Genomic DNA, 15,310 nt, shown 5'->3' on the forward strand with positions numbered 1-15,310 from the left:
AAATAGGTTGAAGTGATGAATGCACCAGCATTAGTACAAAAAGTTTGGAATTACTGTCATACATTGCGTGATGACGGCGTAGGGTATGGTGACTACTTAGAACAGCTCACATATCTACTGTTTTTAAAAATGGCACATGAGTATGCACAACCTCCATACTCAAGGGATACCAAAGTTCCTACAGAGTTCAATTGGGAAACGTTGCAGGGGTTAAAAGGCGAGAAGCTAGAAGAACAGTACCGTAAGGTGTTAAAAAACCTAGCAAAAGAAAGTGGTATGATTGGTGCGATTTTCTATAAATCTGAAAACAAGATCCCCGATCCTGCTAAGTTAGCTCGTATCGTTAAAATGATTAACGATGAAAACTGGATCAGTTTAGATTCAGACGCTAAAGGTGATCTGTACGAAGGCTTATTACAGAAGAATGCGGAAGATACAAAAAGTGGTGCTGGTCAGTACTTTACGCCACGTGCATTGATCGACGCTATGCTGGCTTGTGTTCGACCGGAGCCAAAGAAAACCATCTCTGACCCAGCTTGTGGCACAGGTGGATTCTTCTTAACAGCCAGTGACTGGATAACCTATGGTGACGAACATTGGATTGAAAAAGGCATGAGCCACTGGAATCCATCAAAGCATGATGAAAGTATTATAGCAAAATCGAAGCTAAACAAAGACCAAGTCAAGTTTCTGCGTGACGAAACCTTCCGTGGTAATGAGATTGTTCCATCGACTCGCCGTATGTGTCTGATGAACTTGTTCCTTCACAATATCGGTAGTATTGATGGTGAGCCTGAAGTAGAGCGCGCTGATGCATTGCTAACGCCTATTAAAGGGGAAGATAAGGTTGACTACGTATTAGCCAATCCTCCTTTTGGTAAGAAAAGCAGCATGACCATTACTAATGCTGAAGGTGGTGAAGATAAGGATGCTCTAACCTATGAGCGTCAGGACTTTTGGGCGACAACCACCAACAAACAATTGAACTTCTTGCAGCATATTGTTTCGAGCTTAAAAGACACAGGTAAAGCCGCAGTAGTCTTGCCTGATAACGTGTTATTTGAAGGTGGGGCAGGTGAGCGCATACGCCGTAAGTGGCTAAACAACTGCGATGTACATACGATTTTACGATTACCAACAGGTATCTTCTATGCCAATGGTGTTAAAGCAAACGTAGTCTTTTTTGATAATGCTGTTCGTGACGAAAAAGTCCATACCAAAGGTATTTGGTTTTATGACTTGAGAACAAATAAGCACTTCACACTGAAACAACGTCCAATGATGCTGAGCGATCTGAAAGACTTTATTCAATGCTACAACCCAGACAACCGTCATGAGCGCGAAGAGACTGAGCGATTCAAATACTACAGCTATGATGAGTTAATCAACCGTGACAAAGCTAGCTTGGATGTGTTTTGGCTCAAAGATGATAGCCTAGACAACTTAGATAACGTGCCTGCGCCAGATATTTTGCAGCAAGAGATTATAGATCATCTAGAAGCAGCATTAGCTTCATTCAAAGATGTAGCGTCGGGCTTGCCAGTCAGTAAATAAAGTTATACCACCATCATAGCAACTAAATGAGCTTGTGCACTGTAATGACTAACGCTGCCAGAGCGTCTCTCCGCTCTTCCAAATAGTCATATTGGTCATAAATACCTTCGACACCCTTTAACTTGTGATTCAAGCACCTCTCGGCCACATGGCCGGGAGTGCCTTGTTTTGCCAATAGTGTTCGACAAGTGCGGCGTAGGTCATGTACGGTGAAGTGAGGTATATCACCCATTAGATTGGGTGGCTGTTTCTTTTTACCAGCTTCATGTCCAAATAGCTTGGTAATGGCTCGGTTAAGCGTGTCTGGGCCCATGTGAGGGCGCTTACTGGTTCTCCTGCTAGGGAATACAAACTCAGAACCAAACCCTCGTATTTTTAACTCCTCAAGCCACTTCAATACCTCTGGTGCTAGTGGAATAGTAAAACCTACATTGGTTTTACTGCGTTCCTTTGGTAAATGCCAAAAACCTTCCTTCAAATCAAACTCTTCCCACTTTGCTTCACACAATTCAGATTTACGAACCCCTAAACAAACTAAGAGAGCACAGGCTAAATAGTTGTCGCGGCTAAAGCTGGTACTGTTTTCTCTCGCCATACGGAAAAATGCGGTTAGCTCGTCTTCGCTTAACGCTCGATCTTTGCTTTGCTCTATTCCGCCAGCGTCTTTCACAGTGAAAGCAGAGGCTGGATTACCCTGAAGAAGGTCAAGCTTAATCCCATGGTTAAAAAGCTGCTTACAGTGGCCTAGAGCGTCATTGGCAATGGTTGGTCGACCGGAGTCATTAATTGCTGTGATTGTTGTGCGAATATCACGGGCAGTAATTTTATCGAGAGGGATTTCACCAATGTGTGGGGCGATGTCTTTGGTGTAAACACGCTTGGGGATATTAGGGTGTTTAAGGCGCTTAACTAGAGTTGGGTACCAATCTTCAAATAAGTCATTAACGGTTTTAATGCTTTCTTGTTCGGCGCGTTTACGCTGTAAGAGTGGATCAAAGCCCTCACGCACCTGCTTCATTTTAGTAGCAGCATCGGCACGTGCATTCGCTAAAGTAAGATCTTTAACCTTACCAAGCGTCATTTCACGGCGCTTTTTATTGGAGGTGAAGCGTAGCATCCAGCTCGCAGTGCCCGAAGCTGGGACTACCAAGTACAAGCCCTCACCATCAGCATGGCGCTTCGTTTTATCGCCACCAGCTTTAATGAGCGCTTCTACTTTCTTAACCGTTAACTTAGCCATAACCCACCTCTAGCAGTGCATGATCTCGGTGAATATCGATTACCCACCACTTACGTTTATAGTAAGTCTATCATACCCACCACATTAACCACCAGTTGGTGGTGGTTAATGGTGTATTAAAGAATACTAAAGTGGAAAGTTGTTTTTTCTAAGTTGTTGTATTTTTGATTATTAAATCCAATAAAATACAATTATGGAGATTACTCAATATTCTGGATCTGCTCACGCATTTGTTCAATCAGTACTTTTAGCTCTACCGCGGCATTGGTGATCTCAGCATTGATAGATTTAGAGGCAAGTGTATTCGACTCACGGTTAAACTCTTGCATCATAAAGTCTAAACGACGGCCGCATGCGCCACCTTTTTTCAAGATTTTATGCGTCTCTTTGACGTGAGATTTTAAGCGGTCTAGCTCTTCTGCCACATCTTGCTTTTGTGCAAGGTAAATAAGTTCTTGCTCTAAGCGTGATTCATCGATTTCCGTTTGTAGCTCTTCCAGTTTTTGTGTGAGCTTGTCACGCTGCCATTTAGTCACTTCTGGCATGTGGCCTTCAACAACGGCGACTTGTTCAAGAATACCGTCTAGGCGTGTGGTGATCATGCTCCCAAGGTTTGCACCTTCAGAGGCTCTTGCCGCTTTAAAGTCTTGTACGACTTCGTCAAAACCGGCAAGTAATGCACTGTTTACTTCATCTAAATCGACTTCTTCAGCTTCCATAACGCCTGGCCAGCGCAAGATTTCAGTTGGGTTGATATCACCACCGCTGATAGATTGCACCCATTTAGCATTTTCTAAAATTTGTTTGGCTAGGGTTTCGTTAATAGACAGCTGACCAACATGCGCTGGATTTGCTGCAAATTTTAAATAGACTTCTACTTTGCCTCGTTGCAGTTGCTTGCGAAGGCGTTCACGTACTACTGGCTCTAATGCCCTGAATTGCTCCGGCGCGCGGATAAATGTCTCGAGATAACGTTGATTGACTGAGCGGATCTCCCAAACCCCAGTGCCCCAATCGCCTTTTACCTCTTTTCGAGCGTAGGCGGTCATACTATGGATCATATAAAGTTCCTATTTAATTAAGTTTGCGTGGCCATTATAGCCTAAGAAAAACGCTGCTCGATAGGTAAAGCTAAGATTTCTTTTGGTATTGCGTGGCATAGCGCAAAGGATCCCTTTATAATATTGCGAAACTTTGATGATAGGGGAACGTGGATGCGTCCAAGCGAAAGAACTGCAAATCAGATTAGACCTGTAACATTTACCCGTAACTATACAATGCATGCTGAAGGCTCAGTGCTTGTAGAGTTTGGCAATACAAAAGTGCTGTGTACAGCGACTGTGGAAGCGGGCGTACCGCGCTTTATGAAAGGACAAGGTAAAGGTTGGATCACTGCAGAGTATGGCATGCTTCCTCGCTCTACTCACACTCGCAATGGCCGCGAAGCTGCAAAAGGCAAGCAAGGCGGTCGTACGATGGAAATTCAACGCCTTATCGCACGCGCTTTACGTGCTGCGGTTGACCTATCGGCGCTAGGTGAAAACACCATTACAATTGACTGTGATGTGCTGCAAGCAGACGGTGGTACACGTACAGCATCAATCAGTGGTGCATGTGTGGCATTGGTTGACGCACTGACGCACATGCGTGCTAAAGGCATGATCAATGCAAACCCTCTTAAGTTCATGATTGCCGCGATTTCTGTTGGTGTATACAACGGAGAAGCGATCAGTGACTTAGAGTACCTTGAAGACTCAGAAGCAGAAACTGACATGAACGTGATCATGACAGAAACAGGTAAGCTGATTGAAGTGCAAGGTACTGCTGAAGGCGAACCTTTCTCATTCGAAGAGCTGGACGAGTTGCTGGCACTCGCTAAGCACTCAATTCGCGAGATCATCGATATTCAAAAACAAGCATTAGCGTAAGCAGTAGGTGAGTTATGAAACAGTATCAAAAAGATTTTATTGAATTTGCGCTAGAAAAGCAGGTACTAAAGTTTGGCGAGTTTACGCTTAAATCTGGTCGTACTAGCCCTTATTTCTTTAATGCTGGCTTATTTAACACGGGTCGTGACCTTGCGCGTTTAGGTCGTTTTTATGCTGCAGCACTAGAAGATGCGGGCATTGCTTATGATGTGTTATTTGGCCCAGCCTATAAAGGCATTCCAATTGCGACAACAACTGCTGTTGCACTGGCTGATCACCATGACAAAGACGTACCTTACTGCTTTAATCGTAAAGAGAAAAAGCAACACGGTGAAGGCGGAAACCTAGTTGGTTCTGAGCTTAAAGGCCGTATTATGTTGGTTGATGATGTGATCACAGCTGGTACTGCAATTCGTGAATCGATGGAAATTATTAAGGCGAACGAAGCAGACTTAGCTGGTGTATTGATTGCCCTTGACCGTCAGGAAAAAGGTAAAGGTGAGCTTTCTGCAATTCAAGAAGTAGAGCGTGACTTTGGCACAGAAGTGGTGTCGATTGTTAAGCTTGCTGATCTCATTACTTACCTAGAGCAACAAGGTAGCGCGTCTGAGCATCTGGCGGCAGTTAAAGCGTATCGTGACCAATACGGTGTTGCTTAAGTTGTGACTTAATGAAGTATTGACTAAAAATACCAGCCAACAGGCTGGTATTTTTTTGTCTGTGCAAAAGTGTTTTGCGTACAAAGTCAGCCTAGGCTCATTGGAGTATGTTACTCTAAGGGCAATTTTCATAACTAGCTGAACTTATGCATATTCATATTCTTGGGATCTGCGGCACCTTTATGGGGGGCATTGCAGCCATCGCACAATCTTTGGGCCATAAAGTCACGGGCTCAGACCAAAATGTTTACCCGCCAATGAGTACCCAACTTGAGTCTTTGGGTATTGAATTAACGCAAGGTTATGATCCCGCTCAGTTGGAGCCAAGACCAGATGTGGTTGTGATAGGCAATGCAATGAGTCGCGGTAACCCTTGTGTAGAGTATGTGTTAGAGAAGGGCCTGCCGTATACATCAGGACCTGAGTGGTTAAAACAGCATGTATTGCAAGATGCTTGGGTACTCGCTGTTGCTGGTACACATGGCAAAACCACCACAGCCAGTATGTTAGCTTGGTTGCTTGAATATGCAGGTCTTAAACCCGGCTTTTTAATTGGTGGGATTGTGCAAAACTTTGGTTTATCCGCACGGGTTACCGATACGCCATTTTTTGTTATCGAAGCCGATGAATATGACACCGCTTTTTTCGACAAGCGCAGCAAGTTTGTTCACTATTTACCACGTACGTTAATTCTGAATAACCTCGAGTTTGATCATGCAGATATTTTTGCTGATTTAAATGCCATCCAGACTCAGTTCCACCATTTGATCAGAACCCTGCCTGGGCTGGGGAAAGCGATTTATCCAGCACAAGATAGTGCAATAAATGAGGTATTAGCGCGTGGTTTTTGGAGTCAAAAAGAATCGCTTGGTGGAGACTGGTCGTATCAATTAACCGCGCCAGATGGCAGCCGCTTTAATGTGCTGCTAGAGGGTAAAGAAGTTGGTGAGGTAAACTGGTCTGCCATTGGTGAGCACAATGTGAAAAATGCCATTATGGCCATTGCTGCCGCGCGTCATGTCGGGATCCCAGTTGAGGTAAGCATTGAAGCACTGCAAACTTTCAAGTCGCCAAAACGTCGTATGGAACTCAAAGCCGAAATAGGTGGAGTGAGTGTATATGATGACTTTGCACATCATCCAACTGCGATTGAAACGACGCTTGCAGGGCTTCGTGCCAAAGTGGGTAGTGATGAAATCATTGCTATTTTGGAGCCGCGTTCAAATACCATGAAAATGGGCGTGCACCAAGATACGTTAATGAATGCGCTTGGCGCCGCTGATGAGGCTTTAGTCTATGAGCCACAAGGCCTTTCATGGTCTTTAAAAGAAGCGGCAGTAAAAGCGGGTCGCCAATGTTTTGCGAGTACAGATGATATTATTAAGTACGTCACTTCGCAGGCCAAACCAAATCAGCATATTTTAATTATGAGTAACGGTGGTTTTAATGGCATTCATGATGCCCTAACCGCTGAGCTTAAAAAGGTAATGTCATAAACCTATGTCACAATTTAAAGATCCAATTACGTTAGCATTTAGCGGTGCATCGGGTGCACCATATGGCCTACGTTTATTAGAAGTTTTGGTCGCACTTGATTATCAAGTCTTTGTGCTTATCTCCAGCGCCGCGCGCGTGGTACTGGATACTGAGTCCAACGTTAAACTCTCTGGTAATGAAGCCAAAGCCACTGAACAGCTTAGTGCGTTATGCAAAGCCAAAGAAGGTCAAATTCAAGTCTTTGGGAAAGACAACTGGTTTAGTCCCGTTGCATCCGGTTCTGCCGCACCGAAAAAAATGGTGGTGTGTCCGTGTAGCGCAGGAAGTGTCTCAGCGATTGCACTGGGTGCATCAGATAACTTACTTGAGCGTGCAGCGGATGTGGTGATTAAAGAGCATGGGCAGTTAATATTGGTGCCAAGAGAGACGCCATTTAGCCCGATCCATTTGGAAAATATGCTCAAACTGAGTCAATTGGGCGTCACTATTATGCCTGCTGCGCCGGGCTTTTATCATCAACCACAGTCAATCGAGGATCTGGTTGATTTTATGGTGGCACGGATTTTAGACCATCTAAACATCGAACATAATCTGGCAAAACGCTGGGGATATGGCGACTAAATTGTTTGAAAACACATTATGGGGATTGGGGATCCGAAATACATGACAACTGCATTAAGTATAAAAGGCTTAAAAAAAGTCTATAAAAACGGTGTTGAAGCCGTTAAAGGGATAGATTTAGAGGTCCAAGAAGGGGATTTCTTCGCATTGCTAGGCCCAAATGGGGCGGGCAAGTCAACAACAATTGGGGTTATTGCCTCTTTGGTGAATAAAACCCAAGGTGAGGTCAGTGTTTTTGGCCACTCAATTGATACCGCATTAGAAGAGGCGAAATCTGAGCTTGGTTTAGTCCCTCAGGAGTTCAACTTTAGCCAGTTCGAAACGCTGAGCCAAATTTTGGTGAATCAAGCAGGCTACTATGGCGTACCTCGCCAAGTTGCACATCAGCGCGCCGAGAAATACCTCAAGCAGCTAGGACTGTTTGATAAAAAAGACAAGCAAGCACGTACCTTATCTGGAGGTATGAAACGCCGTTTAATGATCGCCCGTGCACTGATGCATGAGCCAAAGCTATTGATATTGGATGAGCCTACTGCGGGTGTGGACATAGAGCTAAGACGCTCGATGTGGGATTTCTTGCGCGAAATTAACAGCCAAGGTGTCACCATTATCTTAACGACTCACTATTTAGAAGAGGCTGAGTTATTGTGTCGCAATATCGCCATTATCGACAAAGGGGTTATTGTTGAGCACACTACGATAAAAGCCTTGTTAGCAAAGCTGGACAAAGAAACCTTTATCTTAGACTTACAAGCGCCCATCAAGCCAGTGTCGCTGTCAGGGTACCAGTTTACCTTGATTGATGATCACACCCTTGAAGTCGAAGTGGAGAAGTCACAAGGGCTTAATGGCGTTTTTGCGCAATTGAGCGAGCAGGGCAATACAGTGTTAAGTATGCGCAATAAAGCGAATCGCTTAGAAGAGCTATTTGTGGGGTTATTAGAGCAGGGGCGTAAGCAATGAGCATATTAAAATATCGTGTTGCACTGAAGAGTATTTGGATTAAAGAGTGTATACGCTTTTTGCGCATTTGGGTGCAAACCTTAGTACCGCCAGCCATTACGATGACACTTTATTTTATCATTTTTGGTAGCTTGATTGGGTCGCGCATTGGTGAAATGGGCGGCTTTGGCTACATGGAGTTTATTGTGCCGGGTCTTATCATGATGTCGGTGATCACCAACTCCTATTCAAATGTGGCGTCTAGCTTTTACTCAACAAAGTTTCAAAAGAGTATTGAAGAATTATTGGTTGCGCCAGTACCTAACTATGTGATTGTACTCGGTTACATGGGGGGCGGTATGGCTCGTGGCATGCTGGTGGGCTTAATTGTCAGCTTGGTTAGTTTGTTTTTTGTGGATATTCAAATTCATAATATCGCCGTGATTGTGGCCACTGTGGTGCTCACTTCCGCTGTTTTTGCACTTGGCGGTTTGATCAACGCCGTGTATGCAAACAGCTTTGATGATATCAGTATTATTCCGACCTTTGTGCTAACGCCGTTGACGTATCTGGGTGGGGTATTCTACTCGATTCAGTTGCTCCCTGAGTTTTGGCAAGGGGTATCTCAAATCAACCCAATCATTTATATGGTTAACGCATTCAGATATGGCTTCTTAGGTGTATCTGACGTCAATATCTATGTTGCATTTGGCGTGCTCATTGGTTTTATTTCTGTGCTATTTACGATAGCGCTGACACTGATTAAGCGTGGTGTTGGACTAAGACACTAACAGATAGCAGAGCGCAAGCTCTGCTTTTCCCCTCTTCTAGGGGGATTTTATTCCTCACCCTATTTACTTTGGCCCCCAAGCTTTTAAAATTGCCCCATTCAAATGCAATATGATAAGTAACATGGCTGACGCAAACTCTCGAAGTATCACGACAAATCAGACTGGGCTACATGAAAAGCTCGACGAAATCGTTCATAAGCACTTAAGTGCAGAGTTCAAAAAGCCCATTGCTGAGCACACCTTAAGAGCGTTTAATGAGGTTAATGAAAAAGTACAGGCTTTTTCAGGTCCTATTATTCTAGATTCATGCTGTGGTGTCGGTGAGAGTACCGCAAACTTGGCAAAGCGTCATTCCGATGCCTTAGTGATTGGCATTGATAAATCATCGCATCGCCTTGATAAACACGATGTTGAGTACAAGCAAGATGAGCACGGTCAATATATATTGGTACAAGCCGATTTAAATGATTTTTGGCGCTTGGCTTATGAAGCTAATTGGCAGCCTAGTCACCATTATTTGCTGTATCCAAACCCATGGCCAAAAGCCAAGCATATTCAAAGGCGTTGGCATGGTGCCGCTGTTTTCCCTTTTATTGTTAAACTTGGCGGTGTATTGGAAGTGAGAAGTAACTGGTCTATTTATGTCGAGGAGTTTGCAAGAGCACTGCAGCTTGCGGGCGTTACAGTTGACGCTGAGGCGTATGAAAGTGAGTACGCAATCACGCCATTTGAGCGCAAGTACTGGGCCAGTGGCCAATCCAGTACGCGCTTAGTGGTGAATTTAAGCCAAATTTAATCGGTGAGGCCATCATAGCTAGGCCTCATTGAGTTGCACTCGAGCGGTTCCTTCTTTAATGTGCGGTGCCGCTGCGCCAATGAATTCTCCCTCAAAAAGCGTAATATGCGTGCCAGCTAATTGATTTAATTGCGCTTGTGTTTTTATCCCTGACACAATCAATGAGATCTGGCTGTTTTTGCACTGCTCGCCGATATGCTGCACTAGCCCTTTGACTTGAGGGTTGTCTGCCAGCTGTTCAATCAACTTTTCGTCCAGTTTTACTGCATTGATAGACATTTTCAGTATGCGACTAATAGTGAGCAGGCCACTATTGCGTGAATTCACTAATATGTTGACACCCTTAGCACGCAAAATGCTGATGATTGCCGTCATATCGTTAAATTGACTGATCAACGCCTGTTCGTCCAATTCAAAAGTGATTAAATTAGGTTGCGGATAGCGGTTAATGGCCTGAGTAATACACTCCATCATTTGCGGGTCACGCAAGTCTTGCGGGGTCAGTGCCAAACTCCAAGCAACATTGGTTTTTCTAAATTGTGCGACACATAATTCAAGCATTTGCTTGGTTAATTGCGAGTTGAGACGAGAGTGCTTAATTACTTCCCCAAAAGCTTGAGATTTTAATATAACGCCTTGTTCTGTCAGTACTCTTGGGGCGCAGTGGTACTGGACAATTTGCTGATCATTAATACTGGCCCTTGGGGTGAAATAAGGAATGATCCTATGCTGGTCAAAAGCACTTTGCACCGTTTTTGCAATGGCTAAATTAGACTCTTGCAGTAATTTGGTTTTCTGTGTTTGCTGCCCATATATGTAGGTGGTTTGATGAAGCTGCTGAGCCTGTCTACATGCGATGAAGGCATTCTCGAGTAGCAGACCTTTATTGCCGCGTGCTATACCTGCTTTTAGTTGAATGTATAGCATGGGCTCATTAAGAATGGGTCTTGAAAATGGAAACTCAGAAATTAAATTATTTAAATAGTGCTCACCATTTGGCGTATCACAGAGTAACACCAGTTTTGAGGTGGCCAAACGATACACCTTAAAGGGGGTGGTTAGGTTTTGAAAGTATCGCATTACATTTTGAATGACTTTGTCACCGACGCCTGCGCCATAAAAGCTGATGATTTCTTCAAGTTCACAAATTGAGATAATAGCGAGGCTCAAGTGCGACCTTTTTGCATTGCCTAAGTCTTGCTCAAGCGCTAAACGGTTGGCAAACCCCGTGCGGGCATCAGTTGTGAGGGTGCGACGATAAACGAGCATATAAGTGCCAGCCACAAGTAAAGCAATGCAGAAGAAAAAGCTCGCTGAAAGCGCAGCCTGAGTGACATTTTCTTGTAGCTGACTTTCTATATGTGAAATCGTAATGTCTGCGCCAGTGAGGTAAATCTGCCCATTTGGGGTTATATGAGGCACAAATATTGTTTTAAAATGTCCCCATTTATCAGAGGAAATCTCAAAGACTTCTGTGGTTGATAAAAAGGCCCCTTTATTACTTGTGGTGGCTTCTTCATAGATATCTTTAAATTGGGTGATATGACCTTTAGCAACATCATCAACTGTATAGCTGGAGGCTGTGAAACGCACATGGGGTGAGTCGTAAACCATTGAGTAGATGTACTCTACGCCAATAGATTGGGCAAGTTTTGTCAATTGCTCGCTGTGTGCTTTGTATTCAGTAAGTGATAAATCAGCCAAGTTGTCGTGGTAGTTAGAGCCGACAAATAAATTTGCGCTATGCGCCGCGATGCGTAACTTCTCATCTATTTCACTCATGATCATCTCTTTACTACTTTGATAGGTGTAGTAAACATATCCGATAAGAGAGGTGACAAAGATAATAAAGCCAATGAGTACCCAAGTTAAAGAAAGGGTACGATGAGCAAAGTTCCATTTAGTCATTGCAGTTCCTGTTGCTTGTAGCGTTAAATAATATTACAAATTTTATATCTTTGGTTTAAAGTTTACAAAGTTTTTAGCAGATTGCGCGCATTTTTTGTACCTGAAAACTTTCATTTTGTTTATTTATGCAGAAAATAGCGGGCAAGTTTATTTTTTTACACCACATTTAAAGACTTTCCTGCAACTTTAAAGTAGAGTTAGTGATTTCGTAATAAATTAGTAAGGTGGATGTGCCTGTCAGGCGTAATATCAGCGCAAGCGCACTTATCTACTCTATTTGTGATTGGGAATAACAATGGGTCCAAAGCGTTGTGCAGTCGCTTCTGAAGAAAGCTTGATGCGAATCTTTACCGTACCGGAAGCCCCTGGCTCTACACTCAGTAAAATAGAACAAGAGATCTCTCACAATCTTGCGGGTTTTCTGAACGAGAATATTGCTGCAATTGAAAAGCCCCTGCATGAGATAGAGAAAGACTTTCAATCAGCGGCAATTCCAGAAGAGCCTACTTTTGTATCTGATTATGCTCAAGATATTATGGAGCAGTTGGTCGCACACTCGGTGCATACCGCGTCGCCAAGCTTTATTGGTCATATGACGTCGGCATTGCCACACTTTTTATTGCCTTTGTCAAAGCTAATGGTCGGTTTGAATCAAAACTTGGTTAAGATTGAGACGTCCAAGGCATTCACACCCCTTGAGCGCCAAGTGTTAGGTATGATGCACCATTTGACTTATGGTCAAGATGAAGCCTTTTATGAAAAGTGGATGCACAGCGCCAAGAATGCGTTAGGTGCGTTTTGCTCTGGCGGAACGATTGCCAATATTACCGCATTGTGGATTGCGCGAAACCGCTTATTGAAACCTGATGGTGAATTTAAAGGCATTTCGTCGCAAGGCATGTTTGCTGCCATGATGCACTATGGCTATAAAGGCCTTGCGGTACTGGTATCTGAGCGTGGTCATTACTCTCTTGGCAAAGCTGCTGATGTACTCGGCATTGGCCGTGATAATTTCATTGCTATTCGTACCAATCAAAATAATAAAGTGGATATGAATGCCATGCGTGAAAAAGCACTCGAGCTTGAAGCGCAAGGGATCAAGGTGATGGCCATTGTTGGCGTTGCGGGCACAACTGAGACCGGCAGCATAGATCCATTACATGAGATGGCTGCGTTATGTGAAGAACTAGACTGTCACTTCCATGTAGATGCAGCATGGGGGGGCGCAACATTACTGTCCAATACCTACAGGCATCTCTTATCGGGTATTGAAAAAGCAGATTCAGTCACCATTGATGCGCACAAGCAAATGTATGTGCCAATGGGTGCTGGCATCGTGCTATTCAAAGACCCAGCAGCAACAGATGTGATTGAGCACCATGCTGAATATATTTTACGTAAAGGCTCAAAAGATTTAGGAAGCCATACACTTGAGGGTAGCCGACCAGGTATGGCAATGCTTGTTCATGCATGCTTGCAGGTGATTGGTCGTAAAGGGTATGAGATGCTCATTGATCAGAGCATAGAAAAAGCTCAGTACTTTGCTAACTTAATTACCGAGCAAGATGACTTTGAGCTGATTTCTCAACCTGAACTTTGCTTACTGACATATCGTTATGTGCCAAAAGAGGTTAAACAAGCATTGCTTAAGGTTGATGAACAGGAAAAGCTGGATATATACGCTGCGCTTAACCGTCTTACTGCAAGTATGCAAAAGCGCCAACGTGAAACTGGCCGATCATTTGTATCCAGAACAAGGCTTACACCAGAACAGTACGGGAATCAACCTACCGTAGTGTTTCGTGTTGTCTTAGCAAACCCGTTAACGTCCTATCAAATGCTCAATGACATTTTAGAAGAGCAAAGGGAAATGGCTCAGCATGATCCTATTTTGAAAAAATATTTAAGCAAATATTTAACGACATAAAAAGGAGCCAGCTGGCTCCTTTTTATTTGGTAATAACGAAAAACAGTATAATTTATAAATAAAACAACGAGTTTGGGCTGGACGGTGAGGGGCTAAGTGAAGTTTTAAAAACGCATTTTTTGATTCAAAATATTTTATCTTTATGTGAGTACCTTAAATGGGATAAATAAAGTGCTTTTTTATCTTATCGGCGTATTATTAATAATTGAGGTAGCCAATGGTATTGCGCCAACTGATTTAAAGTTGTTGAATTGAAAACAGCGATTTAAGCTGCAGGAGTACAGGCTACGCATTATTACATGTGACCGTAAATCAAGGTTACTGAGTACATAAACTAGATGTATTTGGGTGAAAACATTGGCTGTAGATGTGAAAGAGTATGAAGGTGATATGTCTAACAATAGACATAATGAGCTAACACATGTCACACAGAGACTGAGAAGAGTCTTATCAAAAGAGGTCGATGTATCTGTCGGCCACCAACAATTTTTGTCGGATATTTTGCTTGAAGCAAAAGAGTTATTGAATGTTAGTCGCGTATCAGTGTGGTTATTCGATGATGCCGCTAAGCCAAGTAAGTTAATTAACTACGCCAATACAGATTGGAATGGGTTGATAACTGGGCCTTTACCTGAACTAGCAGTGCAAGATTATCCTAATTACTTTCGCGCTATTATCAATGGCGAGACAATCTCCGCAAATGATGCGATGACAGATGCGAGAACCAGTGAATTTACGGATGGTTATTTAGTACCACAGCAAATCTGCGCTTTACTGGATGCCGCGATTTTTCAAAATGGTTTAGCCATTGGCGTGGTGTGCTGTGAAGGACGTTTTGAGCCCCGAAATTGGTTGCAATGGGAAGTGGTGGCGACAGAGCTTATCGCTGATTGTTGCAGCCGCAGGCTATTGGTGCATGAGTTATGGCAAATGCAGCAGCGCTTAACGGAGATGGCATTTCAGGATGTGTTAACAGGACTGAATAACCGTCGCTATGTAATGGATTATGCCAAGAGTGAAATGAGTCGCCATCAACGCGCGGATAGACCTCTAAGCTTGTTAATGATTGACCTAGATAGATTTAAGTTGATCAACGATAAATACGGCCATGATGGTGGCGATGAAGTGTTAAAGCAATTTGCTCAGTGTTGTAATTCGTTGGTGCGCACGGAAGATTGCGTGTGCCGATTAGGTGGTGAAGAGTTTATTATTTTGCTGCCTGAGACAGAAGTTGCGTTAGCAATGAATGTAGCGCAGCGGCTCAAAGTAAAAGCCGCGGCGTTAGAGGTTCTGTATGAAGGAGATATTATTCATTTTACGGTCAGTATCGGTGTTGCCAGCGTAAATCTAAATATGCCCTTTAGCCAATCTCTTAAAGCAGCTGATCAAGCTGTTTATCAAGCGAAAGCAGCCGGACGAAACCAAATAAAACTCGCGTTGTAACTGG

13 protein-coding genes are annotated in these 15,310 nt (G+C 43.5%); 10 read left to right on the top strand and 3 right to left on the bottom strand.

Going from position 1 to position 15,310, the window contains the following annotated elements; all coding sequences use genetic code 11:
* Positions 1–15: 15 nt before the first annotated feature.
* A complete protein-coding gene (locus L1077_RS11670) occupies positions 16–1,554 on the top strand; it encodes a class I SAM-dependent DNA methyltransferase (protein WP_237137005.1) in 1,539 nt (512 codons plus the stop codon).
* 22 nt (positions 1,555–1,576) lie between these two features.
* On the opposite strand, the gene L1077_RS11675 is transcribed toward L1077_RS11670, so the two are convergent.
* Together L1077_RS11675 and L1077_RS11680 are read right to left on the bottom strand one after the other, a co-directional pair.
* Positions 1,577–2,794 (bottom strand): tyrosine-type recombinase/integrase, encoded by a 1,218-nt coding sequence (locus L1077_RS11675; RefSeq protein ID WP_237137006.1) that lies wholly within the window; start codon positions 2,792–2,794, stop codon positions 1,577–1,579.
* 200 nt (positions 2,795–2,994) lie between these two features.
* Positions 2,995–3,855 carry a YicC/YloC family endoribonuclease gene (locus L1077_RS11680; RefSeq protein WP_237137007.1) on the bottom strand — a complete coding sequence of 287 codons (861 nt, stop codon included), beginning with the start codon at positions 3,853–3,855 and terminating at the stop codon, positions 2,995–2,997.
* 153 nt (positions 3,856–4,008) lie between these two features.
* Here L1077_RS11680 and rph point away from each other — a divergent pair, with 153 nt between their 5' ends.
* The 7 genes from rph to trmB all read left to right on the top strand — a co-directional run bounded on the left by rph (position 4,009) and on the right by trmB (position 10,028).
* Positions 4,009–4,722, top strand: coding sequence for a ribonuclease PH (gene rph / locus L1077_RS11685; protein ID WP_023399777.1), 714 nt, complete (start codon positions 4,009–4,011; stop codon positions 4,720–4,722).
* A 14-nt stretch (positions 4,723–4,736) separates the two neighbouring features.
* A complete protein-coding gene (gene pyrE / locus L1077_RS11690; protein ID WP_046354198.1) occupies positions 4,737–5,381 on the top strand; it encodes an orotate phosphoribosyltransferase in 645 nt (214 codons plus the stop codon).
* A gap of 146 nt (positions 5,382–5,527) precedes the next feature.
* Positions 5,528–6,877 (top strand): UDP-N-acetylmuramate:L-alanyl-gamma-D-glutamyl-meso-diaminopimelate ligase, encoded by a 1,350-nt coding sequence (gene mpl / locus L1077_RS11695; RefSeq protein WP_237137008.1) that lies wholly within the window; start codon positions 5,528–5,530, stop codon positions 6,875–6,877.
* A 4-nt stretch (positions 6,878–6,881) separates the two neighbouring features.
* Positions 6,882–7,499 carry a flavin prenyltransferase UbiX gene (locus L1077_RS11700; protein WP_237137009.1) on the top strand — a complete coding sequence of 206 codons (618 nt, stop codon included), beginning with the start codon at positions 6,882–6,884 and terminating at the stop codon, positions 7,497–7,499.
* Between the two features lie 42 nt (positions 7,500–7,541).
* Entirely contained in the window at positions 7,542–8,462 is a 921-nt protein-coding gene (locus L1077_RS11705; RefSeq protein WP_237137010.1) for an ABC transporter ATP-binding protein, read from the top strand.
* 2 nt (positions 8,463–8,464) lie between these two features.
* Positions 8,465–9,232, top strand: a complete 768-nt coding sequence (locus tag L1077_RS11710) for an ABC transporter permease (RefSeq protein WP_237137058.1) — start codon at positions 8,465–8,467, stop codon at positions 9,230–9,232.
* Positions 9,233–9,353: 121 nt separating this feature from the next.
* Positions 9,354–10,028, top strand: coding sequence for a tRNA (guanine(46)-N(7))-methyltransferase TrmB (gene trmB, locus L1077_RS11715; protein ID WP_237137011.1), 675 nt, complete (start codon positions 9,354–9,356; stop codon positions 10,026–10,028).
* Between the two features lie 18 nt (positions 10,029–10,046).
* Here trmB and L1077_RS11720 read toward each other — a convergent pair whose 3' ends face one another.
* Positions 10,047–11,936, bottom strand: a complete 1,890-nt coding sequence (locus tag L1077_RS11720) for a GGDEF domain-containing protein (protein WP_237137012.1) — start codon at positions 11,934–11,936, stop codon at positions 10,047–10,049.
* 295 nt (positions 11,937–12,231) lie between these two features.
* Here L1077_RS11720 and panP point away from each other — a divergent pair, with 295 nt between their 5' ends.
* Positions 12,232–13,863 carry a pyridoxal-dependent aspartate 1-decarboxylase PanP gene (gene panP, locus L1077_RS11725; RefSeq protein ID WP_237137013.1) on the top strand — a complete coding sequence of 544 codons (1,632 nt, stop codon included), beginning with the start codon at positions 12,232–12,234 and terminating at the stop codon, positions 13,861–13,863.
* A gap of 348 nt (positions 13,864–14,211) precedes the next feature.
* Positions 14,212–15,306: a sensor domain-containing diguanylate cyclase gene (locus tag L1077_RS11730; RefSeq protein WP_237137014.1), complete on the top strand. Its 1,095-nt coding sequence runs from the start codon at positions 14,212–14,214 to the stop codon at positions 15,304–15,306.
* The last annotated feature ends 4 nt before the right edge of the window (positions 15,307–15,310 follow it).

It is taken from the genome of Pseudoalteromonas luteoviolacea (assembly GCF_021654285.1).
Lineage (GTDB): Bacteria > Pseudomonadota > Gammaproteobacteria > Enterobacterales > Alteromonadaceae > Pseudoalteromonas > Pseudoalteromonas luteoviolacea_J.